This window comes from uncultured Aquimarina sp., assembly GCF_947495315.1.
Classification (GTDB): Bacteria; Bacteroidota; Bacteroidia; order Flavobacteriales; family Flavobacteriaceae; genus Aquimarina.
In genome coordinates this window covers 1-24,917 of record NZ_CANLYD010000028.1, presented here as the reverse complement: position 1 = coordinate 24,917, position 24,917 = coordinate 1, and the positions used below count along the sequence as shown (strand labels likewise).

Here is a 24,917-nt window from a genome sequence, read left to right as displayed (position 1 = left end):
ATATGCTTCAATACATAGTTCAAACTGTATTATTTCAGCTAATATTTTTATTAACGTATGATCTATTTCATAAAAAGGATACCTTTTTTACTGTTAATAGAGTATATCTTTTAGTCACCTCACTACTTTCATTAACCTTACCGTTTATAAAGGTAAAAGGTATACAGGAAACCATTCCGGATGATTATGTAATTGATTTACCTACTGTTTTTATTGGAGGAGGCACTGTAAACAATAACGTAATTGAAACAGTAAAATCAGCTTCAATACAAACCCTAGATATAAATTGGTGGTTAGTTATTTATACAGTTGGAGTGACGATTGCTGTTTTTTTGTTTATCAAAAAGATATTAATCATCCATTCTTTAAAAGAAAACTCTATTAAAGGTCATATAAACAAATATCCCGTAAGAATATTACCTGATAGCAAAGATGCTTTTACTTTTTGGAATACAATATATGTGGGAAACCAATTATCAGAAGAAGAAAAAAATCAAATTCTGGCTCATGAGATTGTACATCTTAAACAAAAGCACACACTAGATCTTATTTGGTTTGAGGTCATTAAAATCCTTTTCTGGTTTAATCCTATGGTATATATCTATCATTCCAGAATTATCGCTTTGCACGAGTATATTTCTGATGCATCTGCCATTAAGCTTTTAGGAAAGCGTGAATACTATGAACAATTATTGAACACCAATTTCCAAACCAAAAATGTAAAATTCACCAATAATTTCTTCAATCATAAATTACTTAAAAAAAGAATTATTATGCTTCAAAAAACGAAATCAAAAACTAATGCTAAATTAAAATATTTAGCAATTGTACCGTTATTAGCTGTAATGGTAACATTCACTGCGTTTTCTCAGAAAGCAATAGCGCTTGCCAATATTTCCAGTGAAAAAATCACAAATGAAATTGAGGACTTAACTAATTCATTGTCAACTGAAAAAACCAATGATAAAATTCCTGAGCAAGAAGAACCAATTGTTAACGCCACAGTTAACAAGACTAACAATGAAAAAGAGGTTTCTTCTAAAACAATAGATAAAAAGTCTAATGAAGAAATCATCAAGAAATCTGTTAAAGCAATCAGTAGAGATTCTTTATCAAAGGTGGATCAGAAAATTGTAAATCAACTTCTGGAGATCAAAAACGATGTTATTAGTAATGGTAAAAGTTTTGCAAGCCGCGCTGTTTTATATTCAGAGGATCCAGGATCCAAGGGAAATGGTGGATTGTATTTTGTGCAAAAAGACACTCCTTTTCATGAAAACTTTAAGGAAGTTGCTTTTAACCTAAAGGAAGGAGAAATTTCTGAACCTTTTAGAACACCTTTTGGATGGCATATCCTTACCGTAGAAAAGATTAAAGCAGATGGAGTTGATGTAAGACACATCTTAATTATTAGAGAGCAAAACATCCCTTTCGCTAGTGTTGATAAAGTTCCAAAAACACAGAATTGTAAGGATCTTACCAACCAAAGTTTGATTAAAAAATGTGTATCTGAAGAAATTAAAAAATTCGTGAATAAAAACTTCAATACTAAAGTTGCAGAAGCTATTGGTTTAACAGGAACAAATCGTATCTATGTTCGATTTAAGATTGATACGTTAGGCAAAATTGTGGATGTACAGTCTCGAGGTCCAGCTATAGAGTTAGAGGAAGAAGCCAATAGAGTAATCAGTTCTTTACCACAAATGATCCCAGGAGAATTTCAAGGTGAAAAAGTAAATGTCTTATATTCCCTACCAATAGTTTTTAATATCGATAACGCTTCTAACACTGTGTTAGAAAAAGAATTTATGCCTAAAGATTCAATCGAGAAAGAAATTGTTCTTACAGAAACACTCTCTACTACAGAAGGGAACACGATAAAAAATGGATATTATCTGATAACCAACATTTTTAAACATAAAGATTATCTTGATAAAGGAATTGCGAGATTAAAAACACAGGGACTACAACCTAAGTATTTTATTAATCCAAAAGACTCGTACCTGTATTTATATTTAGAAAAATATGATACTTTAGAAGAAGCAAAAGCAATGTTGCTTTCTGATTTCAGCAGTCAATATAAGGGAGACCTTTATATATTAAAAATTCAATAGTAAACTTAACGTAAGACACAATACAATCAATCAAATGAAGCAACTCACCAAAGCAGAAGAAGAAGTAATGCAACTCTTATGGGAACTAAGAGAAGGAAATGTAGCCGCTATTATTGATAAAATGCAGGAACCAAAACCTGCATACAATACAATTTCTACGATTATTAGGATTCTGGAAAACAAAGAATTTGTTTCACATCGTAAAGAAGGTAAAGGATATGTGTATTTCCCATTAGTTAAAAAAGAAGAATACAGTAATCAGTCTTTAAATAAACTAATGAATAATTACTTCAATGGGTCTTTTAGAAATATGGTGTCCTTTTTTGTAAAGAAAAACGATATGAATATCGAAGATCTGGAAACGATACTCAAAGAAATTAATAAAGAAGATAATGGTAATCCATAATCCGTTAAAATTTTATAAAGAAGTTATTCGTGAGAAAACAACAACAGTGAAATTAGAAGAAGCCTTTTGAAACTAATAAAAAGCGGCTAAAAAGAAATAATCTTGTAGATATATCAAACTATTACTTTCTAACTACAATTACGTCAACCTTCTAAATAAAAAACTTTAATTTTATACGCATAGAAATACATCATGTATTTTTACAGCGAATAAAATTATTAATGATAAAGAGAGTTTATTATATATTTATTTTGATTTTCACAGTATATTCTTGTGATAATTTTGTGGTTAAGAAAGACAATCAAGAAGAGGTGTTAAAAGAAAAATGGGGTGAAATTGATAAAAACCAAGTTGATAAACCACCTTCATTTGATGCTTGTATTGATGAACCGGAAGAATCTGATATTTGTTTTCAAAATATAATTACAAAGCATATTAAAACCTACTTAGCAAATCATATAATTTCAGTAAAAGAATCAATCAATGACACTATTTGGGTTCCCCTTTTAATTACTAAAGACAAAGAAATTATTCTAGAGGACTTTGTTGTACCCGAAATTATTGCTTCTCAGGTTGATAACTTTGAAAGCATCTTAGCAGAAAGTATTAAAAGTCTTCCATCGATTAAACCAGCCATCGTGCGAAGTGCTACAGTAACTACCCGCTATAAATTACCTATTGTAATTCATGTAAATTAAACACTCATCCTTACTACGAATTCCTTAGTTTTGTAAAAATTCATTGTTAGTTGGAAAGTGAAAAAATAATATTGGGTATTGATCCGGGAACCACCATTATGGGGTTTGGATTGATTAAAGTGGTTAAGAAAAAAATGTTTTTTTTACAGCTTAATGAACTACAGCTTAGTAAATATGATGATCATTACTTAAAACTAAAACTAATTTTCGAACGAACCGTCGAACTCATAGACACTTATCATCCCGATGAAATAGCTATCGAAGCACCGTTCTTTGGTAAAAATGTGCAATCAATGTTAAAGCTTGGTCGTGCTCAAGGAGTAGCCATGGCAGCTGGATTAAGCAGAGAAGTACCGATTACTGAATACTCTCCGAAAAAAATAAAAATGGCCATTACCGGTAATGGTAATGCTAGTAAAGAACAGGTAGCAAAAATGCTACAAAGTCTTTTACAATTAAAAACATTACCTAAAAACCTAGACTCCACAGATGGATTGGCAGCGGCAGTTTGTCATTTTTATAATATGGGTAGAGCCAATATAGTTGGCAAAAGTTATACTGGTTGGGACGCTTTTGTAAAACAAAATGAAAAAAGAGTAAAAAAGTGATTACCAATTAGAATCTTATAACACCTATAACTAATGAAGGAAATACTATATTTCTTTGTTTTTTTTATATTTCTATCCTGCACAAAACCTCTAAGTGACAAACAATTAGAAGAAAACTATACTCTTGCGGTAAAAAACAAAGAATGGAAGAAGGCTGTACTCATATTAGATGAAGTAATCCTGAGAAATCCAGAAAATAGTATTTCTTATTTTTCCAGAGCGTTTGCCAGCACCAACATCCTCCCACAAGATTTAGACAAAATTATTGCAGATTTAAACACCTATTTAGAAGTAAATAAAAATGATGAAAAAGCTATTTATTTAAGGTTCCAAGCATACTTCAAAAATAAACAATATGAAAAATCTTTAACTGATATTAATTCAATCATAGAATTAAAAGGTGAAAAGCCTTTTCTATTGTCCTGGAAAGCAAATTGTGCGTTTGCTGCTAAAAAGTTTGAACTCTCAGCAGCCATATATGAAAAAAGATTAAGTCTTCCTGGTTCCTACGATGATCTGCAAAATAATTATTACTATCTCATATTCTCTAAATATTTTTCAGGAAATAAAGAAGCTGCACTTTGGGATACAGGTTTTTTAGAATCCAGAGGTTTTAAAGAGGATAAAGATTTGATGAAATCCATATCAAATAATATGCTTGAATTTGAAGAAGTATCTAATTTTGTATTTCCCAAAATAACGCTAAGACAATTTGAAGAAATAATAAATAACAGTTGTTCTGATTTGGATATTTTTTTAGGTAAAAACTATTTCAGATCCGAATTGTTAGAAAAACTTGCACATGTAGAAAGGGCAGAAAATCTAAAAGAACTTCTGGTAAAAAAAGAGGAAGTCTTCACACTAAATCTTAGCTACGTAGGACTAAAATCATTACCCAAAGAAATTTTTCAATTCATAAACCTGCAAGCGCTTGATTTATCTGGAAACCAGTTTTCTGATATAGAAAACATACTATCAGATCTGAGAAAATTACCCAACCTAAAAATCTTGCAATTAAATCGACTAAAATTGAGGGTTGTCCCAAAGAATCTTTATGACCTTTCAAATCTTGAAGTTTTAGATTTGGGAGGTAATTATCTAAAGAAAATAGATGAAGATTTAGGAAGGTTGAATAAACTGAAGTTCTTATCATTTAGAAATAATAACAAATTACAATATCTACCTAAATCAATTGGTAATCTAAAATGCTTAGAACGATTCGACATTTCAGGTACTTGGATCTCTGAGCTAAGAGAAGAATTAGCCCAATGCACGGAACTCATAAGTATATCCGCAAACGCTTGTAAAATTAAAACATTACCAGAAAACATAGGGAACTTAGTTAAGTTAAAACATTTAAACTTAGCTGCGAACAAAATTGAAAAAATCCCTGCTTCCATTGGGGAATTGAAGAATTTAGAAGATTTAAGTTTAGGATCAAACGAAATTTTAGAATTACCCGATGAATTCTCTAGTTTAGCCAACTTAAGTTCTTGTAGCTTGGAGTTTAATAAGTTTAAAAAATTTCCTGTAGAAACATTGGGGTTAGAAAAGGTACTTCGCTTATGGGTACATAATAATAGTTTTGAGAATATACCTGTTAAGGTTGCTCAACTACCTAGTTTAACTGATTTATTAGTAGATCACGAAATCATAAGTGATAAAAATATCGAATCACTAAAAAAAGTGAACCCTAAACTACGTGTTATCCGGCACGACACCCGAAAATATGTGAAAGGTAAAAAGAGAAAAAACTAACCTATAATCAAATTAAGAAATCATTGTAAAGGCTAATCTTCCAAAAGATTCAAAAAGAGTCTACACAGTAATTTCCTCCCTTTTAACTGCAATAAATTGAACTCTTCGATATATATTTGCAAGCGAATTTCAAAAACCCAAAATCTATATTATGAAAAGAATTTTACACTTTGCATTAGCAGTTTTATTATTATCCGTAGTTGGTTGTGGATCTGATGACTCAGACACTTCTTTATCCTTAACAGAATCATTCAATGTAAATGCAGATTCAGAAAACATCCCTATTACATCTTGGCAGGCTATGAGAACTTTTGATAACATCGAAATTTTAGGAGATACCGGTGACGGAAAAAGTTTTTACATACGATTTAATGAAAATGGAGTGTTGGATAGAGCAAATTATGATGACTATACTAATGGCTTAGGTTTTTCAACTTCGTACAGTAATCCGTCTGAAACTTTTACTATTCAAAACGTATCTATTAATGAAGCTAACAAGATTGTAAATATTTCTTTTGAAGGAATCATTTATGAAGATGATTTGGATGTTTTTTCACCTTCATCAACCATTGAGATTACTCAAGGAGAAATTAACGTTAAATTTATAGAAAACCCAACAGCTACATCTCCTGAGTTAAACGATTTTATTGATGCCAAAATTGATGGGCAATTATTTCAGAGTATGAAACATGCTACTATTACAAGTTCTAGTACTGATTTAATTTCTTATAGTGCAGATGGTGATGGGATAGAGTCCATTAGCCTTAATTTTGATGAATTAAATACTACAGCAGGAACATACAACTTTACTCCGGGCACTCAATCCGAAAGCATAAGTTTCAGTACTTTTGATCCATTTGCTAGTGAGTTTGGAGAATACATTGAATATGAAACTTCAGGAACTTTGATCATAGAAGTTTACATACCTAGTTCTCCTACTTCATTAGGACAATTAACAGGAACTTTTGAATGTACTGCTTCTGCCAATGGAGAAACTATTAATATCACCGAAGGGAAGTTTAATTTCTCTTTCCTGTAACTTATCAGTTTTTTTTAAATCTAAAACCACACTAATTAGTAATTATTATTTATTAGTGTGGTTTTTAATATTAGTTTTGTCAAAAAACTAATTTGTCTGGCATCTACATACATATTCCATTTTGCAAACAAGCCTGTCACTACTGTGACTTTCATTTCTCCACTTCTACTAAGAAGAAAGATCAAATGGTTTTTGCATTATGTAACGAAATCAAATTACGAAGATCAGAAATTGATGATTATGAAGTCATTGAAACTATCTATTTTGGTGGAGGAACACCAAGTATACTGTCTACATCAGCATTAAAATTTATTATTGATACGATCTATGAAAACTACCTTGTTTCTGATGATGTAGAAATCACGGTTGAGACCAACCCTGATGATCTGACAGAAGCATATATAAAATCATTAGCTCTTACCGAAGTAAATCGACTAAGTATTGGCATTCAATCTTTCTTCGAAGATGATCTAAAACTAATGAATCGCGCTCACAACGCCCAGGAAGCTTTGGATTGTTTGTCTATCGCGACTCGCGAGTTTGATAATATATCAATAGATCTGATTTATGGAATTCCGGGAATGTCTTCAGAACGATGGCAAGAAAATCTAAAAATAGCATTAGACACTGGAGTTCCTCATATATCGAGCTATGCATTAACAGTAGAGCCCAATACAGCTTTATCGTCTTTCATTGAGAAAGGAATCATTTCTCCTGTCGAGGATGAACTGGCGCAAGAACATTTCGATATTCTTGTGGAAACGATGGAACATGCCGGATTCGAATATTACGAGTTTTCTAATTTCGGAAAGCAAGGATATTTTAGTAAAAATAATACTGCCTATTGGCAGGGTAAACATTATTTAGGCATTGGTCCTTCTGCACATTCCTATAACGGAAAAGAACGCAGTTGGAACATTAACAACAATATAAAATACATCAAAGCACTTCAGGAAAATGAACTCCCAAGAGAGGTTGAAACACTAACAACTACAGATAAATATAATGAGTATGTAATGACTGGATTGAGAACTATTTGGGGAGTTTCTTTACAAAAAATAGAAGATGATTTTGGACTTACTTATAAAGAATACTTATTAAAACAAGCACAGAAACATCTTGATGAGGATCTTTTATTTCTTGATGGAAATATATTGGTAGTTACCAAAAAAGGAAAGTTTTTAAGTGATGGTATCGCAAGTGATCTTTTCTTATTAAATTTAGGGTAATCTATTCTTCTAAATTAAAATCTAGGTAATGCAAGAAAAATATGATCTCATAGGGACCAATTATAATACCACTCGTAAAGCAGATCCTTATCTTTTTAATCGATTACTTACACTTCTTAACCCTTCAACCATAGGGATGTATTTAGATATTGGATGTGGCACAGGCAATTATACAAAACAATTTGACAAAAAAGGATATCAGTTTATAGGTGTCGATCCTTCTTCAGAGATGTTAGAAAAAGCTAAAATCCTAAGCAATAACGTACTCTGGAAAATTGGGAAGGCCGAAACTCTTGAGCTTTCAGAAAATAGTATAGATGGAATAATAGCCAGTTTGACACTTCATCATTGGGACAATCTGGATCATGGTTTCGCATCACTACGTAAGGTTTTAAAACCATCGGGGAATATTGTAATTTTTACAGCTACACCAGAACAAATGAAAGGATATTGGTTATGCCATTACTTTCCAAAAATGTTAGAAGATTCCATGAGTCAAATGCCTTCGTTAGAAACAGTTAAAAAGAGCTTACATAAAAATGGATTGGTTATAGAAAAAACAGAAAAGTATTTTATTAAACCCGATCTAGAAGATCTTTTTCTATATTCAGGAAAACACAATCCAAAACTATATTTTAATCCTAAAGTAAGACATGGAATATCGTCTTTCTCATCCCTTTCTAATGCTTCGGAGGTAGAAAATGGTCTAAATGCTTTAGAAAAAGATATAGATTCGGGCAAAATAAACGATATTATAAAAAACTATGAAAATACAGATGGAGATTATCTGTTTCTCGTAGTCAAAACTACAGACTAACAATTTAATGATTACTAGTATACAGTACAAAAACATTACATATAGAGTTGATCTATCTCAAGCACTTGATATATCAATCCCATTAAGAGCGACCAATGAAAATGTGAATGCCTGGTATATTCCAGCTCCAAAAATTGAACCAGTTATGGATGGAGATTGGATAGGAAAAGTTTCTGAAGGTGCTTCTACAAATTTTAATAACATCTACTTTAATCCACACGGACACGGCACACACACAGAATGTATTGGACATATAACCAAAGAGTTCTACAGCATTAATCAAACATTAAAACAATTCTTTTTTACGGCTGAACTCGTTACCATAAATCCAGAGAAACAGGGAGATGATTTTGTGATTACTAAAAATCAAATCAAGACAGCTTTACAATCGAATCCAAAAGCTTTAATTATTCGAACGCTTCCTAATAAGAAAGAAAAACTTAGTAAACAATATTCTCATACGAACTGGCCGTATATATCTAAAGAAGCTGCCCTATATATGCGCGAAATAGAAATTGATCACCTCTTGATTGATTTACCATCGGTTGATAAAGAAAAAGATGACGGTAAACTAGTAGCTCATAAAGCTTTTTGGAACTATCCAGAAGCTCCACGACCCGAAGCTACTATTACCGAAATGATTTTTGTAAAAAATGAAATCCCAGATGGTACTTACATCTTAAATCTTCAGATTGCCTCCTTCGAGAATGACGCTTCGCCAAGCAAACCAATTTTATACAAAATACTGAAGTCATGATGAAAACTACCTTGCAACTAGAAGAACTTGCCATGCTAGGACTAGGAATCTATCTATTCAGCCTACTGTCTTTTTCCTGGTGGTTATTCTTGGCGTTATTTTTGGTACCAGATATAGGAATGTTAGGATATCTTATTAATCAGAAAATTGGTGCGCTTACTTACAACATTTTTCATCATAAAGGTTTAGCTATTTTCATGTATTGCGTTGGAATATATTTATCGAATGAGCTTATACAACTCTGCGGAATTATTCTATTTTCGCATGCTGCCTTTGATAGAATTCTCGGTTATGGATTGAAATATGAAAAAGGATTTAAATTTACACACCTTGGCGAGATAGGTAAACTAACTCAGAGCAAGTCTCAGAGCATTTAAATCTCGATTATCGAGTAAAAAGAATTAATATGGAGTTATTATTTATTGGATTATTGATAGGTTCTGTTTTGGCGTATTTTATTTTTTCCAGGTTTAGCGCTGCAAAAAAAAGAGCTGGTATACAAACACAGTCTACAATCCTAATGGAAAAAATTAGAAGTGTTTGTAAGTTGGTTACTGTCGAAGGTGATTTTGCTGAAATCTATCATTATGAAAGTGTAAAAGAAAAATTCTTCAAAACCATTAGAGGAAAGAAAAAAGCCCTGATTCTTATAGATGCGAAAGCACATGTAGGTTTTGATCTTTCCAAAATAAAGTTAGATAGTGATACTAAAAACAAAAGAATCGTGTTAACTCAATTTCCAAAGCCAAAACTACTAACAATAGAAACTGACTTTAAATATTACGATAAAAAAGAAGGTTGGCTTAACCCAATGACTTCTAATGACCTTACTGATATCAACCAAGAAGCTAAGCAATTTATTATCGATAAAATCCCTGAAAGTGGATTAATCGAATCAGCCGGCAAAGAATTACTCACTGTTATTTCACTTATGGAAACAGTAGCAGAATCTATTGGTTGGACATTAGATTATTCTTCACTGGAATTAGACAATAATCCTGACCAAAAGCTTATAAATTAAAACTGATGAGCATTATTATTTCTACAAAAAATTCAAAGTTAGATATCAACTTCATTTATCAATTTTTGACCAATTCATACTGGGCAAAGGGAAGAACAAAAGACGAAGTAGTAGCGAGTATAGAACATTGCCTTAATTTTGGCGTTTATTTAGATGGGCAACAGATTGGTTTTGCCAGAGTCCTTACTGATTATACTGTATTCGGTTATCTAATGGATGTTTTCATTGCGGAAAATCACAGAGGAAAAGGGTATTCGAAAAAATTAATGAAAACAATTATGGAACATCCTGAATTACAAAAAGTTCACCGCTGGATGCTTGCCACAGCAGATGCTCATGGGTTATATAAACAATTTGGATTTGATGCGTTACCTGATCCAAACATGATTATGAGTAAGGGTAAAATCAATAGATAATAATATAGCACATGAATATAGAAGCTTTTAGAGATTATTGTTTATCAAAAAAGGGAGTAACCGAAGAATTTCCTTTTGACGAAACAACACTGGTTTTTAAGGTAATGGAAAAGATGTTTGCGTTAACAGGTTTGAATAGACTTCCTTTTAGTGTAAACCTAAAATGTGATCCAGATAAGTCCATCGAACTTAGAGAATTCCATCCAGAAATCGAGCCTGGATATCATATGAGTAAAAAACATTGGAATACTGTTAACTTTTCGGGCAATTTAGCTACTAACATACTATGCGAATTGATTGATCACTCTTACGATTTAGTAGTAAGTGGTTTAACCAAAAAAGCAAAACAAGAATTAGAAAACCTTTAAAAAAACAAGAATATCTAGAAGAGAAAAGAAATTTTATTTAAATAGCCATCTTTTTTTTGATTTACACTATTTATTCTTTAAAAAAATATGAACGACCCACAACAATTTTATAGATCACAAATTGATCTTCATAATATATCATTAAAAAAAGTAAAGAAACAACTTGCTGTTTCCAGTACAATTCGACTATTCGTTTTTCTAGGTATTATAGCAGGTATCTATTTCGGGTATCCTAATACACAAATCATTATAGGAAGTATCGTAATAGGTATAATAGGGTTCATTATTATGGTAAATCGTCACACAGATCTGTCTTACATAAAAAATAAGCTTCAGAAATTGATCGACCTTAACCAGTTGGAGCTAGATGTTTTTGATGGTGATTATAATAAGCTATCTAGTGGAAAAAAGTATATTGATCCTTCACACCCATATAGTCATGATATTGATTTATTTGGAGATCGATCTTTCTTTCAATATGCCAATCGAACAACAACAGCTGCCGGAAAAAATAAACTAACCGCTATACTACAAAGTAATAATATTGAAAATATAGAACGAAAACAAGATGCTATTAAAAACCTATCTAAACTACCGGAATGGCGCCAGGAATTCAGCGCAGTTGCTTCTCTGGTTGATGTATCTATTTCAGTATCTACTATCCGACAATGGCTTCAGAATTACACTCCCTTTGTGCCAAAAATAATGCGCATACTTCCTGCAATAGTATCTGGAATTTCAGTACTAATGATCGTGTTATTGTTTATGCAAGTCATTACGTTTCAAGTCTTTTTACTATGGTTTTTTATAGGTTTAGGGATTACAGGATCTCAACTTAAAAAAATCAACACCTTATATAGTAAATCTAATAAAGTAAAAGATACTTTCGAACAATATTACAAATTGGTAGATCAGATTGAGAAAAGTAATTTCGAATCTACTTTACTTCAAGAAAAACAGCAAGATGTAATCAATGAAAAAGAAAAGGCATCGGTAATACTGAAAAAGTTTGCAGGTATCCTCAATGCATTGGATCAACGAAACAATATGATGTTTGGGGTTTTAGCTAATGGTCTATTTCTTTGGGATATCATTCAGTGTTATCGTATTGAAAAATGGATCGCTACGCATCACAACAAAGTAGATCAATGGTTCGAAGTTATCGCCTTTTTTGACTCGTATAACTCCTTAGGAAATTTTGCTTTTAATAATCCTGATTATGTATATCCGGAACTAACTACAGAAGGCACAATTCTTAATGCTCAAGACTTAGGACATCCTATGCTACATGCCGAGAAACGAATAGATAACGATATCACTATTGCCAAAGAAGAATTTTTTATCATTACTGGTGCTAATATGGCTGGAAAAAGTACCTTTCTAAGAACTGTAGCATTACAAATTGTAATGTCTAATATTGGTCTGCCGATTTGTGCAAAATCTTGTGTATATCGACCCATCAAATTGATCACTAGTATGAGAACATCAGATTCGCTAAGTGATGATGCTTCTTACTTCTTTTCGGAGTTAACACAACTTAAAAAAATCGTTGATGCGCTACAAAATGATGAATATTTTATCATTCTGGATGAAATATTAAAAGGCACAAACAGTAAAGATAAAGCAGCAGGATCTCGCAAGTTTGTAGAGAAACTGGTCAAAGCCAACGCAACAGGAATTATAGCCACTCATGATTTAAGTCTATGCGAAATAGCATCAGAATTAGATGAAGTAAAAAACAGATTCTTTGATGCACAGATTGTGAATGATGAACTATATTTTGATTATAAATTTAAAGATGGTATTTGTCAAAATATGAATGCTTCCTTTCTACTGAACAAAATGGGAATCGTGTAATCTCTTTTTATAATGAGAAGGGGTAATTCCTTTTATTTCTTTAAACTTTCTATTAAAGTTGGATAAATTTTTAAAACCACTATTATAGGAAGCTTCGGATATAGTAATCTCCGTTTCTTTAGACAGTAATCTACAAACATTCTCAATTCTGACTTCAATCAAAAATTGGAAAAACGTTTTGTTTGTACGTTGTTTAAAATAACGACAAAAGGCATTTGGAGTCATATGTGCAAGATCCGCAACTTCTTTAAGTGAAAAGTCCCGGTTAAATTCATTCATCACTGCCTGAAAAACTCTAGCCATACGTTTACCTTCATTATCCGTATACGCTCTTTTCGAAATAAATGAAGATATGGTTTCGATCTTTGCTGTTTTTAATAGTTTTAAGATCTTCAGAAAAATCGTAAAACGATCAAGTCTTTCCTCTGTTTTAAGAATTTTAAAGAATTGTCTTTTTAATTTTTGTTTTTTTGAAAGCACTCTAATTCCGTATACCGAACTTCTAAAAAAACTCGATAAATCTTCAAATTCCGGGAGCTCAAAAAACATTTTCCCAAAAGACTCTTTAGTAAAAAAAAGAGAAATCATATAAGATTCCTGATCTGACACTGCACTTTGTAATACATGAGGAACATTACTACCAAAAACCAAAATATCATCTGGTCTATAATCAGTAATAGTATCGCCAACTATTACGCTACCTTCTCCTGATATAATAATAGAAATCTGTATTTCTTCATGCTGATGGAATTTATCATATAAGACAATTTCCTTATCTTCTTGAACGATTAACGTATCAGTTGAAGATTTCGGTATTTTAAAAGGTAAAACTTTCATTTATAGCAATATCTACTTCAATATTAATCATAATTAAACAAATCAACACAATAAGAGGTAATATAGTATTACTATAGGATAATTTCGGGATATCCTTACATTTAAATTGACAATATATTTGAACCAAAATTATAAGGAATGGTTATAGATTGGAAAGGCGTAATGCCAGCTGTTACTACAAAGTTTACAAATGAAGACACTTTGGATCTGGAAATGTTTACTACAAATATCGAAGCACAGCTGGATGCTGGTGTTCATGGTATCATCCTGGGAGGAACTTTAGGAGAAGCCAGTACTCTGGACAATGCCGAAAAAAGCACTTTGGTAAAAACTACGGTAAATATTGTAAAAAGTAGAATTCCAGTGATTATTAATATTGCAGAACAAAGCACAAAAGGAGCTATTGAAGCGGCTCGTAAAGCCGAAGAAGATGAAGCAAATGGATTAATGATGCTACCACCGATGCGCTATAAAGCTGGAGATAGAGAAACAGTGACTTATTTTAAAGAAGTTGCAAAAAGTACTGATTTACCTATTATGATCTATAATAATCCTGTAGATTATAAAATTGAAGTGACCTTAGATATGTTCGAAGAACTTATCGAACTGGATAATATTCAGGCAGTAAAAGAGTCTACCCGAGATATTTCTAACATTACTCGTTTAAAAAATCGATTTGGAGATCGATTAAAAATTCTTTCTGGTGTAGATACTTTAGCCCTAGAAAGTTTATTGATGGGTGCAGATGGCTGGGTTGCTGGATTAGTTTGTGCTTTTCCTAAGGAAACAGTTGCTATTTATGAATTGCAAAAAGCAGGAAGAATTCAAGAAGCGATAGCTATTTATCGTTGGTTTTTACCATTGCTAGAGTTAGATATAAACCCTAAATTAGTACAGAACATTAAACTGGCAGAAGTTGCTACTGGTATTGGTACAGAAAATGTACGTGCCCCCAGGCTTGCTCTGGTTGGCGAAGAACGTAATAAAGTATTAGAGATTATTGAAAACGGTATAAAGACAAGACCATCTCTACCAAATTACAAATCATTAGTTTATTAAATCGTCATAAAACTAACTCACTAAATCATCAATCATGATCACTGGCAAAAACTATATCGGAAATCAACTTTCTTCTGAAGGACCCAAAACATATACAACTTTTAACCCTAAGTTGAATCTCGAAAACGAGCATACTTTTTTTGAAGCCTCTACAGAGGAAATAGAAAAAACGGTGTCACTAGCATCAGAAGCATTCGGATCTTTCAAAAAAGTTTCTAGCACTAAAAAAGCTCAGTTTCTTAACGCGATTGCAGATGAAATTTTGGCATTAGACCAAATACTTATTGAAACTTATATATCCGAAACAGGATTACCAGAAGGTAGAGCAAAAGGTGAACGTGGTAGAACCATAGGACAATTACGAATGTTTGCAGAATTAGTAGAAGTTGGTTCTTGGGTAGAAGCTACAATTGATACTGCTGATTTAGAAAGAAAACCAATCCCGAAACAGGATATTCGTAAAATGTTAGTTCCTTTAGGTCCCGTTGTTGTTTTTGGAGCTAGTAATTTTCCCTTAGCCTATTCTACAGCAGGCGGAGATACTGCCGCTGCATTAGCAGCAGGATGTCCTGTAATTGTAAAATCGCATCCTATGCATGCTGGAACAGGTGAATTAGTTGCATCTGCTATCATCAAAGCGGCACAAAAAACCGGAATGCCTAACGGCGTATTTTCTAATCTCAATAGCTCAGGAATTGAAGTTGGGGTTCAATTAGTCAAACATCCCAAAGTAAAAGCTATCGGTTTTACTGGAAGTATCAAAGGAGGAAGAGCTCTTTTTGATTTAGCATCTCAGCGACCAGAACCTATTCCTGTGTTTGCAGAAATGGGAAGTGTTAATCCTGTAATTCTACTTCCCAAAGCAACTGCATCAAAAGGTGAAGCGCTCGCTAAGACATATGCCCAATCCATCACCCTCGGAACTGGTCAATTTTGTACAAACCCAGGACTCATTTTAGGAATAAAAGGCGATTTACTTGATAATTTTATCAATATCCTTTCTGATGAGATTATAAAAATTGAACCATCCTGCATGTTACATCCTAATATCATTGGTAATTATGAAAAAAACAAATCTAATGCATTACAGCAAAGTGGATTGACCGTTACCGCAGATTATCAAAATGATGTAGCAACTAATCATGCGAGACAAACAGTAACCACGGTAGAAGGAAAAACTTTTTTAGAAAATGCTACTTTACATCAAGAAGTATTTGGTCCTTTTTCTATGGTAGTACAATGTGCAGACGCAAATGAATTAGAAACTATTATCAATAATCTAGAAGGTCAGCTAACAGGAACAATACTAGCCGAAAAAGAAGAAACTACTAGATATATCTCTGTAATTGAAGCGCTCCAAAATCGTGTGGGAAGAATTATTTTCAACGGTGTTCCTACGGGTGTAGAAGTTTGCCCTGCTATGCTTCACGGAGGTCCATATCCAGCATCAACGGATAGTAGATTTACAGCAGTTGGGATTCATTCTATAAAACGCTGGGTACGACCATTCAGTTATCAAAGTTGGCCAAATGACTTATTACCCGATGAACTTAAAAATGAAAATCCGTTAGGAATATCTCGTTTAGTGAATGGCAAACAAAATTATGATAAGATCTAGCAGCCATGTCCAAAACAACTTATAGATGCATCGATGCTCATACCTGCGGAAATCCGGTGAGAGTAGTTACCACAGGACATCCGGATCTCAAAGGTAATTCTATGAGTGAAAAACGACAGCATTTCTTAAAGGAGTACGATTGGATAAGAACGGGATTAATGTTCGAACCTCGTGGTCATGATATGATGAGCGGTAGCTTTTTATTTGAACCACACGATCCTGCACATGATTTCGCTATTCTTTTTATAGAAACATCCGGTTGTTTACCAATGTGTGGCCATGGAACTATAGGAACCATTACTATAGCTATTGAAGAGGATTTAATCCAACCTAAAATTCCCGGAAAAATACGAATGGAAGCCCCTGCAGGATTAGTTGAAATCGAATATCAACAATCTGGAAAAAAAGTAGATTGGGTAAAACTAAAAAACGTTAAATCCTATTTAGCTAAAGAAAACCTCACTATTGACTGTCCGGAAATAGGTGAAATTACTTTTGATGTGGCTTACGGCGGTAATTATTACGCAATTGTAGATCCTCAGAAAAACTTTAGTGGAATACAGGATTTCACCGCTTCTAAATTGATCCAATATTCTCAAGTTATTCGAGATCGAATTAACGAAAAATATCCTGATTATTTTATTCATCCAGAAAATGAAACCATCAGAGATGTTAGCCATATCCTATGGACAGGAGATCCAATCGATACTAGTTCGTCCGGAAGAAATGCAGTTTTTTATGGAGATAAAGCTATAGATCGTTCTCCTTGTGGTACCGGAACATCAGCAAGGATGGCGCAATTATATGCTAAAGGAAAATTAAAAAAAGGAGAAGAATTCATACATGAAAGTTTTATTGGTTCTAAATTTATAGGAAGAATCGAAGAAGAAACTGAGTTAGTTAATCAAAAAGCTATCATTCCTAGTATACAAGGGTGGGCAAAAATATACGGATACAACACCATCATTATTGATGATCAAGATGATCCCTATGCACACGGATTTCAGGTTATATAAAAGTCTTCGACAAGCTCAGACTGACAGAATAACTGATAATTTATGAAATAGAAATAAAAAACAATATGTCACACTGAGCTTGTCGAAGTGTTTACAACTATGAGTAAAAAAGTAATTATCATCGGAGGTGGAATAATTGGACTTTGTTCAGCATACTATTTGCATAAAGAAGGTCATAACATAACCGTTATAGATCAGTCCTCTATGGATTATGGTGCCTCTTATGTAAACGCCGGATATCTGACTCCCAGTCATATTATTCCATTAGCAGCTCCAGGAGTCATGAAAAAAGGATTAAAATGGATGTTCAATCCTGCTAGTCCACTATTTATAAAACCTCGCTTAAAATCTGATTTCTTACAATGGGCTTGGGCTTTCAATAAATCTTGTTCTTCAGAAAACGTAGCTCGTAGTATTTCTGCCATTAAAGATATAAATCTATTAAGCAGAGATTTATATTCTGAAATTAAGGAACAAGAGGATTTTAACTTTCATTTAGAACGAAAAGGATTATTAATGCTTTGTCAATCAGATAAACTGCTGGAGGAGGAAATTCACATAGGAAAAATAGCCCAAGAAGAAGGCTTACCGGTTAAGAATCTTTCTTTTCCTGAATTAAAACAAATAGAACCTAACATACAACTAAATGCTAAAGGTGCAGTATTGTATGAATGTGATGGACATACCACTCCACATCTATTTATGGAAGAAATGAAAGCTTATCTAGAAGTATCTGGCGTTACATTTCGAAAAAATGAAAAGATCAATGATATTGATGTAAGTAATAATAAAATCGTTTCTGTAAGAAGTACTTCTAATACATATAACGCGGATGAATTTATAGTAGCTGCTGGTTCTTGGTCTAAATTATTGAGTAAAAAACTCGGAATCAAATTATTGCTTGAAGCAGGAAAAGGATATCGAATAAACTCTAAAAGAGATTTAGGAATTACAATGCCTACGATTCTAGCAGAAGCCAAAGTAGCCGTTACTCCAATGCAAGGATTTACTCGTTTTGCAGGAACCATGGAAATCGCTGGAATCAATCATGATATTAATGAAGTAAGAGTCGAAGCCATTGCCAATGCTGCTCATAAATACTATCCAGATATTGTTCTTACTGATGAAGAAAAGAATGATGCTGCCTGTGGTTTACGACCTGTCTCTCCAGATGGCATGGCTTACATTGGTAAATCTAGCAAATGCAAAAATCTTACCATTGCCACTGGACATGCAATGATGGGTTGGAGTATGGGGCCAGCTACCGGTAAATTAGTTTCGGAACTGATTTCAGATAAAAAACCATCATTGGATTTAAGCGTTTATCATCCAGATCGGAAATTTTAATTTCCGATAAGCTTGTCATTCCGGCGTAGGCCGGAATCCAAAATAATGAAACTTAATATTTAGATCCCGCCCTACGCTGGAATGACAAATAGCACTTACAAAATCCCAGTTTGCCTCTTATAAAAAGTATCCTGTTGTTTCTGCATTAATTCTCTTGCGATTTTCTTTTTGTATTGATACAATTCATCTTCTTCTGCAATATCACCATATACTCGATCATTCACGGTATGATCTGTTGCTAACAGGATTTTGCGTTGATCAGCTTTCTGTGCCGTCCAAGTTTTTACCTCACCCTCTACATCCTCGATTTTAAAATCATATTCTCCTTTTGGTGAAAGTAACTTTGCAAAAATTGGAGAAGTCTCAATAGCCAAAAACAATAAAAAGATAAAAAATGAAGGTAACCATGGCAATTCGTTAAGTGCATTTACTCTCGCCATTAATCCGTCAAAATTATCAATGATTGGCTGAGAAGCTTCTATTTGTTTCTCATAGGCTGATGCCAGTTCAGTTTTTTGTACTTCTAAACTCGTGATTTTTTCGGCATTTGTTTTCTTCAGCTCTACCAATTGAGTCAGCATCGCATCATGCTTTTCTCTTTTCTCTTTATAAACAGGTCCTTTACCTACAAGCTCTGTACCCTTTCGACCTTCTGCCTCAGCAATATAAGTTTCATACAGCTCATTTACTTCTGTTTCCTTAGTACTGACTTCTTGTTTTAACCCAACTATTTCACTATCAATTGCTGCGATAGCAGGTGTATATTGTGTTGCTATTTGTTCTTGATTCGCTAATGTTAGATCATTTTTTTGCTCCAGTAGTACTTGATCAATCTCTTTTTCAAAAATCTTTAATTCTAAGGGCTTTGAAATAACAACTGCTATAATCACCGCTAAAATAATCCTGGGAGAAGCCTGTAATAGTTCATCTAAAAAATTGTCTTTTTTCTTAATTGTAGAAACAATAAATCGATCCAGATTAAAGATCAATAATCCCCATACTAATCCGAAGAAAATAGCAGTAAAATAATTATCAAATACAGTATAAAGTGCATAACTAGCCGCTAAAAATGCCATAAGTGCAGTAAAAAACACAGTTGCACCAATACCTGCATACTTGTTTTGTTCTCCATTAGAACTATCCGCCAGTATATCCGCGTCTGCACCGGAGCACATAATAAAAAATCGTTTTAACATAATCTAAGGGTGTTTTTTGATCGACAATAGACTTATAACGCTGATTTCTAACTAAATGTTGCGTAAAAAACCCCACCAAGGTGAGGTTTTAGATAATTTATACACTTAATAATAACTGAATTTCGATCAATCTTTAAGTTTCACTTTTGATTTGCCATTTTTTGTAGACGCATCTATCGAAAGATTTTTATTAGAGTCTTCAACAAGTTTAAGTGCTTCTTTGGCAGAAATTTGTTTCCCATTATAATAAAAATCAGCATCGTTTTTAGCCATCCTTTCTATTAATTTATCAGGTGAATGGTTCCTGGCTACTCTCATTGCTTGGAGTTCTGCTTTTCTAGCTTCCATTTCTACTTGCCTTGCACTTTTTCTTGCTTCCATCTCAGCTTTACGAGCTTGCATTTCTGCTTTTCTCATTGCTTTTCTAGCTTCCAACTCGACTTCCATAGCGTTTTTTCTTGCCTCCATTTCGGCTTTACGCATTTCTTTTTCAGCTTTACTAGTTTGCATTTTAGCCTCTCTCATTGACTCTCTAGATTGATTTCGCGCTCTTAATCTCGCTTCCTGAGATGCTTCCATAGCAATTTCGCGAGCATTTTCTGCCGCTCGTCTTGCCTCTTCGGCATTCAGCATTGCCAATTCGGAAGCAAGTTCTTGCTGTTTTTCGGCTTCCTCACCCCTCAATATCGCTTCTTCTCTTTCAATTTCTGCACGTCCTCTTTCAACCTCTGCACGCTCTCTTGCTAGTTCATTTTGAACTTGTTCTTTTAGATGTGCCTTTTCTTCTTTCGTCCAATTCTCTTTTATTGATACATGGTTTGGAGCATTTTCCTCTATTGGTGCAGGAGGAGAAGGAGGAGGTGGAATATTACTCTTTTCTCCTTTTTTCACTTTTGGAGCCTCAGAAGGTGGTGGAGGTGGCGGAATATCACTTTTTTCTCCTTTCATTACTTTTGGAGCTGGTGGCGGAGGCGGTATATCAGGAAATTGTTCAGCTCCTTTACGTTGATCGGAAGTCATATTTTTATAAATATATTTCATTCGATCAATATCACTTTTTCTGATGGTAATCTGCTTATTACCATTGATTTTAGAATTTAAATCTTTTGCCCAGATATTATATTCTTTTACCATTTCTTCTGTCACTCCTTCCTGAAAACTGTTCTGAATAGTTATTTCAGAAGCTGTTGTTTTTTCTACGTTTTTTAAAACAATAATTGAAGGTTTTTCGAGCGTATTAAATTCTTCAGCATCAGGATATATAATTTCATCAAGTGGTCGTTCTACTTCTTTAGCCACTATTTCGTTATTAAAAAATAATACGCATAGTGATAAAACAGGCACTAAAGTGATTAGCTTTAGCATCGTTCTTTTTTTCGAAAATTCTTTTGTCATCATCTGTAATCGCTTTTTTGTTAATGAATAATTAATAGGACTCGATAATACAGCTTGATTAGAGCTGTTGGGATAATTAAGGAGTAATTCAAAGTAGTTTTGTATTGAAAATCGTTGTTTCAATACGTTGTGATCCGCAAGAAACTCGTGGTTTAGCTTTATAGATCTTTTTATAAAAATAAATAAAGGGTTAAACCAAAAGATTACTTGCAAAACCTCTACAAACAGTATGTCTAGTGTATGTTTTTGTAGTACGTGTGTTTTTTCATGAAGCAATACTTCTTCAGGGATATTTTTATTCTGAAATTCTTTTTTAGGAACAAAAATGTAACTCAGAAACGTATGCGGAATTATTGAACTACTTAATAACACATTAATATGTGACGGTTCTTTTAGTCTTTCATTGGTTCTGATCTTTTTAGAAATAACAACTATATTTCGGATAAATCGAAAACCAAATACCAAAACACCTATTCCATAAATACTCCACAAAATAATGGACAAATAATCAACCGATTCTTGGATTATTTCTGTTTTAGCTGCTATCAATAAAGGAGTTGTTATTTCTGAAACTATTTCCGATTGAACAATGACTTCCACTTCATAAGTCAGTGTAATCAATGGGATAATAAATGCAAAAACTAAACTAAAAAGAAGGTAAAACCTCTTTACAAAGTGGATATTTTCCTTTTCTAAAAACAACTTATAGAATGCCCATAAGAGCATCAAACAAAGTGATGATTTTATTATATACGCTATCATTTCTGTTTCTTTAAAAGTTCCTGATCTACAATCTTTTTAAGCTCTTCTAATTCTGAAGTTGATAAGTTCGTCTCTGAAGTAAAAAAGGAAGCAAACTGTGATGCAGAGTCATTAAAAAAATTCTTTATCAAACCGTTTACATGTTTAGAAAAATAATCCGTCTTTTTTACCAAAGGGTAATATTCTCTAGACTTTCCGTACAATGTGTACGCTATAAATCCTTTATCAGCCATTCTTTTAAGCAAAGTAGCCACTGTTGTCGTTGCAGGCTTGGGCTCCGGAAAGGCATCTAGTAAATCTTTCATAAAAGCTTTCTCTAGCTTCCAGAGGTATTTCATTAATTGTTCTTCGGCTTTAGATAATTGCATTACTCTACATTGTTAGAATTAACTCTACAAATGTAGAGTAAAAATCTGTATTTCCAAATATATTTTCAAAAAAAGTAAAAAACCACTCAAAATGAGTGGTTTAATTAATATGCTTTAATTTAAAAATGTTTTATGACTTATATAATTCTGTAAAATACTTATAAAATAACGGAATAGTTTCTATACCTTTTAGATAATTCCAAACCCCAAAATGTTCATTTGGGGAATGAATCGCATCGCTATCTAATCCAAATCCCATGAGGATGGTTTTACTTTTCAGTTCTTTTTCGAATAAAGAAACTATAGGAATACTTCCTCCGCTTCGTTGTGGTATAGGAGTTTTACCAAAAGTATCTTGATAGGCCTTACTTGCAGCTTTATATCCTATATTATCTATTGGAGTAACGTATCCTTGTCCGCCGTGATGTGGTGTAACTTTTACCGTTACTGATTCTGGAGCGATACTTTCGAAATGATTCTTAAACAGCTCAGTGATTTCTTTCCAATCCTGATTAGGTACTAAACGCATGGAAATTTTAGCATACGCCTTGCTTGCGATCACTGTCTTAGCTCCTTCTCCTGTATATCCGCCCCAAATTCCGTTTACATCTAATGTAGGACGAATTGAGTTACGTTCATTAGTTGTATATCCGTTTTCTCCGTATACTGCTTTAATATCTAATGACTTTTTATACGCTTCCAGAGAAAATGGAGCTTTTGCCATTTCTGCACGTTCTTCTTTAGAAAGTTCTTCTACTTTATCATAAAAACCAGGAATGGTAATGTGATTATTCTCATCGTGTAAGGAGGCAATCATTTTGGTCAGGATATTAATTGGATTAGCCACAGCTCCTCCATACAATCCACTATGTAAATCTCTATTAGGTCCTGTAACCTCTACTTCTACATAACTTAATCCTCTAAGACCTGTAGTTATTGACGGAACATCCTTAGCTATCATACCTGTGTCACTAATCAGAATTACATCATTAGATAGTTTCTCTTGATTTCTTTCTACAAACCAACTTAAACTATTACTTCCTACCTCTTCCTCTCCTTCTATCATGAACTTTACATTACAAGGAAGTTGATCTGTTTTGGTCATTAACTCCATCGCCTTAACGTGCATATACATTTGCCCTTTATCATCGCAAGCTCCTCTGGCAAAAATTGCGCCTTCGGGATGTAATTCTGTTTTTTTGATAACCGGTTCGAAAGGAGGGCTATCCCAAAGATCTATCGGATCTGGTGGCTGTACATCATAATGTCCATATACTAACACTGTAGGAAGATCAGGATTTATCATCTTTTCTCCGTACACAATAGGATATCCAGGAGTTTCACATATTTCTACAAGATCACAGCCCGCATTTTGCAGGCTTTTCTTTATTTCATCCGCTGTTTTGATAACATCTTTTTTATATGCTGAGTCTGCACTAATAGACGGTATTTTGAGTAGTTCCACAAGTTCGTTGATGAAACGATCTTTATGTTCCTGAACGTAAGATTTAGTATTTTGCATTTGGATTGAGTTAATTTTGCCTAAAAGTACTAAAAGTTTATATTTTTTTTGTTGAGACTTTTTATTTTAAAAGTATTGTTTATATTTGCACTCGCTTTTGCAGATAGTCCTAAGTTTTGTAAGAGTTTTAATGCGGGCGTGGTGGAATTGGTAGACACGCTAGACTTAGGATCTAGTGCCGCGAGGTGTGGGAGTTCGAGTCTCCCCGCCCGCACTTTTTAAATGCAAGATTGCAGTCATAAAACCTCTCATTTCTGAGAGGTTTTTTTGTTTGGGTACAACATTTTCCTTTTTATCTACCTAAATTATATCTGATGCTAATTGACACTAATTAATATTGTTTACTATTTTTTTATTAATAGTAAGTGGATAATGTTCCGAAAAATTCCAATTACTATATAATTAGGAAAACAAGAGTGTCTAAAATTGAGTAAGTCATTTGACTTGAGCAAAGGTTATAGAACATTTGAGACAAGATATTAAACAATACTTACTTCATTAGTTTTTGATTCAATTCAAGGCTTTCTTTTAGACTGTAACAAATTCATTTCCTTATGGTCTATAACAAACATCTTCCTTAATTACAATGAGTGATTTCCCTGTTGTTTAAAAAAAACTTTAGAAAATATTGGGGATCAAGACCAATTGTTGTGTTTATGCAAATATTTGTGTTAATCTAAAAAGGAAGAATTCTACATTTTTGACACCT

The 24,917-nt window shown here is 33.2% G+C and carries 23 protein-coding genes and 1 tRNA gene; 19 read left to right on the top strand and 5 right to left on the bottom strand.

Annotated elements, in window-relative coordinates; translation table 11 throughout:
* Window positions 1-2 precede the first annotated feature (2 nt).
* From Q0910_RS28235 to Q0910_RS28170, 14 genes are all read left to right on the top strand, one after another.
* Window positions 3-2,114, top strand: a complete 2,112-nt coding sequence (locus Q0910_RS28235; protein WP_299224093.1) for a peptidylprolyl isomerase — start codon at window positions 3-5, stop codon at window positions 2,112-2,114.
* Between the two features lie 34 nt (window positions 2,115-2,148).
* Entirely contained in the window at window positions 2,149-2,520 is a 372-nt protein-coding gene (locus tag Q0910_RS28230) for a BlaI/MecI/CopY family transcriptional regulator (protein ID WP_299224090.1), read from the top strand.
* Window positions 2,521-2,741: 221 nt separating this feature from the next.
* Complete coding sequence (locus Q0910_RS28225; protein ID WP_299224087.1) at window positions 2,742-3,218, top strand: hypothetical protein; 477 nt, start codon at window positions 2,742-2,744, stop codon at window positions 3,216-3,218.
* A gap of 50 nt (window positions 3,219-3,268) precedes the next feature.
* Complete coding sequence (gene ruvC / locus Q0910_RS28220; RefSeq protein WP_299224084.1) at window positions 3,269-3,826, top strand: crossover junction endodeoxyribonuclease RuvC; 558 nt, start codon at window positions 3,269-3,271, stop codon at window positions 3,824-3,826.
* Between the two features lie 33 nt (window positions 3,827-3,859).
* Window positions 3,860-5,584 (top strand): hypothetical protein, encoded by a 1,725-nt coding sequence (locus tag Q0910_RS28215; RefSeq protein WP_299224082.1) that lies wholly within the window; start codon window positions 3,860-3,862, stop codon window positions 5,582-5,584.
* A gap of 151 nt (window positions 5,585-5,735) precedes the next feature.
* Window positions 5,736-6,623 carry a hypothetical protein gene (locus Q0910_RS28210; protein WP_299224079.1) on the top strand — a complete coding sequence of 296 codons (888 nt, stop codon included), beginning with the start codon at window positions 5,736-5,738 and terminating at the stop codon, window positions 6,621-6,623.
* Between the two features lie 92 nt (window positions 6,624-6,715).
* Entirely contained in the window at window positions 6,716-7,852 is a 1,137-nt protein-coding gene (gene hemW / locus Q0910_RS28205; RefSeq protein ID WP_299224076.1) for a radical SAM family heme chaperone HemW, read from the top strand.
* A gap of 28 nt (window positions 7,853-7,880) precedes the next feature.
* Window positions 7,881-8,669, top strand: a complete 789-nt coding sequence (locus Q0910_RS28200) for a class I SAM-dependent methyltransferase (RefSeq protein ID WP_299224073.1) — start codon at window positions 7,881-7,883, stop codon at window positions 8,667-8,669.
* A 7-nt stretch (window positions 8,670-8,676) separates the two neighbouring features.
* On the top strand, window positions 8,677-9,426 hold the full coding sequence (locus tag Q0910_RS28195) for a cyclase family protein (protein WP_299224070.1): 750 nt from the start codon (window positions 8,677-8,679) through the stop codon (window positions 9,424-9,426).
* Window positions 9,426-9,803, top strand: a complete 378-nt coding sequence (locus tag Q0910_RS28190; protein ID WP_299224111.1) for a DUF4260 domain-containing protein — start codon at window positions 9,426-9,428, stop codon at window positions 9,801-9,803. Before Q0910_RS28195 ends, Q0910_RS28190 begins: the two co-directional genes overlap by 1 nt.
* Before the next feature lie 29 nt (window positions 9,804-9,832).
* Window positions 9,833-10,447: a DUF4230 domain-containing protein gene (locus Q0910_RS28185; RefSeq protein WP_299224067.1), complete on the top strand. Its 615-nt coding sequence runs from the start codon at window positions 9,833-9,835 to the stop codon at window positions 10,445-10,447.
* A 65-nt stretch (window positions 10,448-10,512) separates the two neighbouring features.
* The gene (locus Q0910_RS28180; protein ID WP_366142707.1) at window positions 10,513-10,863 is read left to right on the top strand and encodes a GNAT family N-acetyltransferase; all 351 of its coding nucleotides are present in this window, start codon (window positions 10,513-10,515) and stop codon (window positions 10,861-10,863) included.
* Window positions 10,864-10,874: 11 nt separating this feature from the next.
* Complete coding sequence (locus Q0910_RS28175; RefSeq protein WP_299224061.1) at window positions 10,875-11,231, top strand: MmcQ/YjbR family DNA-binding protein; 357 nt, start codon at window positions 10,875-10,877, stop codon at window positions 11,229-11,231.
* A gap of 87 nt (window positions 11,232-11,318) precedes the next feature.
* Window positions 11,319-13,088 carry a DNA mismatch repair protein MutS gene (locus Q0910_RS28170; RefSeq protein ID WP_299224058.1) on the top strand — a complete coding sequence of 590 codons (1,770 nt, stop codon included), beginning with the start codon at window positions 11,319-11,321 and terminating at the stop codon, window positions 13,086-13,088.
* Here the strand turns inward: Q0910_RS28170 and Q0910_RS28165 are convergent.
* On the bottom strand, window positions 13,062-13,925 hold the full coding sequence (locus Q0910_RS28165; RefSeq protein WP_299224055.1) for an AraC family transcriptional regulator: 864 nt from the start codon (window positions 13,923-13,925) through the stop codon (window positions 13,062-13,064). The genes Q0910_RS28170 and Q0910_RS28165 overlap by 27 nt on opposite strands.
* Window positions 13,926-14,063: 138 nt before the next feature.
* Here Q0910_RS28165 and Q0910_RS28160 point away from each other — a divergent pair, with 138 nt between their 5' ends.
* The 4 genes from Q0910_RS28160 to Q0910_RS28145 all read left to right on the top strand — a co-directional run bounded on the left by Q0910_RS28160 (window position 14,064) and on the right by Q0910_RS28145 (window position 18,965).
* Entirely contained in the window at window positions 14,064-14,984 is a 921-nt protein-coding gene (locus Q0910_RS28160; protein WP_299224052.1) for a dihydrodipicolinate synthase family protein, read from the top strand.
* 34 nt (window positions 14,985-15,018) lie between these two features.
* Window positions 15,019-16,602 (top strand): aldehyde dehydrogenase (NADP(+)), encoded by a 1,584-nt coding sequence (locus tag Q0910_RS28155; protein ID WP_299224049.1) that lies wholly within the window; start codon window positions 15,019-15,021, stop codon window positions 16,600-16,602.
* Window positions 16,603-16,607: 5 nt separating this feature from the next.
* Window positions 16,608-17,618, top strand: coding sequence for a 4-hydroxyproline epimerase (locus tag Q0910_RS28150; RefSeq protein ID WP_299224044.1), 1,011 nt, complete (start codon window positions 16,608-16,610; stop codon window positions 17,616-17,618).
* A gap of 99 nt (window positions 17,619-17,717) precedes the next feature.
* Entirely contained in the window at window positions 17,718-18,965 is a 1,248-nt protein-coding gene (locus Q0910_RS28145) for an FAD-dependent oxidoreductase (RefSeq protein ID WP_299224041.1), read from the top strand.
* Window positions 18,966-19,060: 95 nt separating this feature from the next.
* Here Q0910_RS28145 and Q0910_RS28140 read toward each other — a convergent pair whose 3' ends face one another.
* From Q0910_RS28140 to Q0910_RS28125, 4 genes are all read right to left on the bottom strand, one after another.
* Window positions 19,061-20,161, bottom strand: a complete 1,101-nt coding sequence (locus Q0910_RS28140; RefSeq protein WP_299224039.1) for a DUF4407 domain-containing protein — start codon at window positions 20,159-20,161, stop codon at window positions 19,061-19,063.
* A 126-nt stretch (window positions 20,162-20,287) separates the two neighbouring features.
* Complete coding sequence (locus tag Q0910_RS28135) at window positions 20,288-22,318, bottom strand: M56 family metallopeptidase (protein WP_299224036.1); 2,031 nt, start codon at window positions 22,316-22,318, stop codon at window positions 20,288-20,290.
* A complete protein-coding gene (locus tag Q0910_RS28130; protein ID WP_118460108.1) occupies window positions 22,315-22,686 on the bottom strand; it encodes a BlaI/MecI/CopY family transcriptional regulator in 372 nt (123 codons plus the stop codon). The genes Q0910_RS28135 and Q0910_RS28130 overlap by 4 nt, the downstream gene beginning before the upstream one ends.
* A 130-nt stretch (window positions 22,687-22,816) precedes the next feature.
* Window positions 22,817-24,208, bottom strand: coding sequence for a dipeptidase (locus tag Q0910_RS28125; RefSeq protein WP_299224033.1), 1,392 nt, complete (start codon window positions 24,206-24,208; stop codon window positions 22,817-22,819).
* 132 nt (window positions 24,209-24,340) lie between these two features.
* Here Q0910_RS28125 and Q0910_RS28120 point away from each other — a divergent pair.
* Window positions 24,341-24,422, top strand: a tRNA-Leu gene (locus tag Q0910_RS28120).
* Window positions 24,423-24,917 lie beyond the last annotated feature (495 nt).

Excerpts from the sequence above, each read along its gene's own strand:
- Q0910_RS28235 (WP_299224093.1), top strand. The coding sequence starts at position 3 with ATGCTTCAATACATAGTTCAAACTGTATTATTTCAGCTAATATTTTTA.
- Q0910_RS28230 (WP_299224090.1), top strand. The coding sequence starts at position 2,149 with ATGAAGCAACTCACCAAAGCAGAAGAAGAAGTAATGCAACTCTTATGG.
- Q0910_RS28225 (WP_299224087.1), top strand. The coding sequence starts at position 2,742 with ATGATAAAGAGAGTTTATTATATATTTATTTTGATTTTCACAGTATAT.
- Q0910_RS28215 (WP_299224082.1), top strand. The coding sequence starts at position 3,860 with ATGAAGGAAATACTATATTTCTTTGTTTTTTTTATATTTCTATCCTGC.
- Q0910_RS28210 (WP_299224079.1), top strand. The coding sequence starts at position 5,736 with ATGAAAAGAATTTTACACTTTGCATTAGCAGTTTTATTATTATCCGTA.
- Q0910_RS28200 (WP_299224073.1), top strand. The coding sequence starts at position 7,881 with ATGCAAGAAAAATATGATCTCATAGGGACCAATTATAATACCACTCGT.
- Q0910_RS28195 (WP_299224070.1), top strand. The coding sequence starts at position 8,677 with ATGATTACTAGTATACAGTACAAAAACATTACATATAGAGTTGATCTA.
- Q0910_RS28190 (WP_299224111.1), top strand. The coding sequence starts at position 9,426 with ATGAAAACTACCTTGCAACTAGAAGAACTTGCCATGCTAGGACTAGGA.
- Q0910_RS28185 (WP_299224067.1), top strand. The coding sequence starts at position 9,833 with ATGGAGTTATTATTTATTGGATTATTGATAGGTTCTGTTTTGGCGTAT.
- Q0910_RS28175 (WP_299224061.1), top strand. The coding sequence starts at position 10,875 with ATGAATATAGAAGCTTTTAGAGATTATTGTTTATCAAAAAAGGGAGTA.
- Q0910_RS28170 (WP_299224058.1), top strand. The coding sequence starts at position 11,319 with ATGAACGACCCACAACAATTTTATAGATCACAAATTGATCTTCATAAT.
- Q0910_RS28165 (WP_299224055.1), bottom strand. The coding sequence starts at position 13,925 with ATGAAAGTTTTACCTTTTAAAATACCGAAATCTTCAACTGATACGTTA.
- Q0910_RS28160 (WP_299224052.1), top strand. The coding sequence starts at position 14,064 with ATGGTTATAGATTGGAAAGGCGTAATGCCAGCTGTTACTACAAAGTTT.
- Q0910_RS28155 (WP_299224049.1), top strand. The coding sequence starts at position 15,019 with ATGATCACTGGCAAAAACTATATCGGAAATCAACTTTCTTCTGAAGGA.
- Q0910_RS28150 (WP_299224044.1), top strand. The coding sequence starts at position 16,608 with ATGTCCAAAACAACTTATAGATGCATCGATGCTCATACCTGCGGAAAT.
- Q0910_RS28145 (WP_299224041.1), top strand. The coding sequence starts at position 17,718 with ATGAGTAAAAAAGTAATTATCATCGGAGGTGGAATAATTGGACTTTGT.
- Q0910_RS28140 (WP_299224039.1), bottom strand. The coding sequence starts at position 20,161 with ATGTTAAAACGATTTTTTATTATGTGCTCCGGTGCAGACGCGGATATA.
- Q0910_RS28135 (WP_299224036.1), bottom strand. The coding sequence starts at position 22,318 with ATGATAGCGTATATAATAAAATCATCACTTTGTTTGATGCTCTTATGG.
- Q0910_RS28130 (WP_118460108.1), bottom strand. The coding sequence starts at position 22,686 with ATGCAATTATCTAAAGCCGAAGAACAATTAATGAAATACCTCTGGAAG.
- Q0910_RS28125 (WP_299224033.1), bottom strand. The coding sequence starts at position 24,208 with ATGCAAAATACTAAATCTTACGTTCAGGAACATAAAGATCGTTTCATC.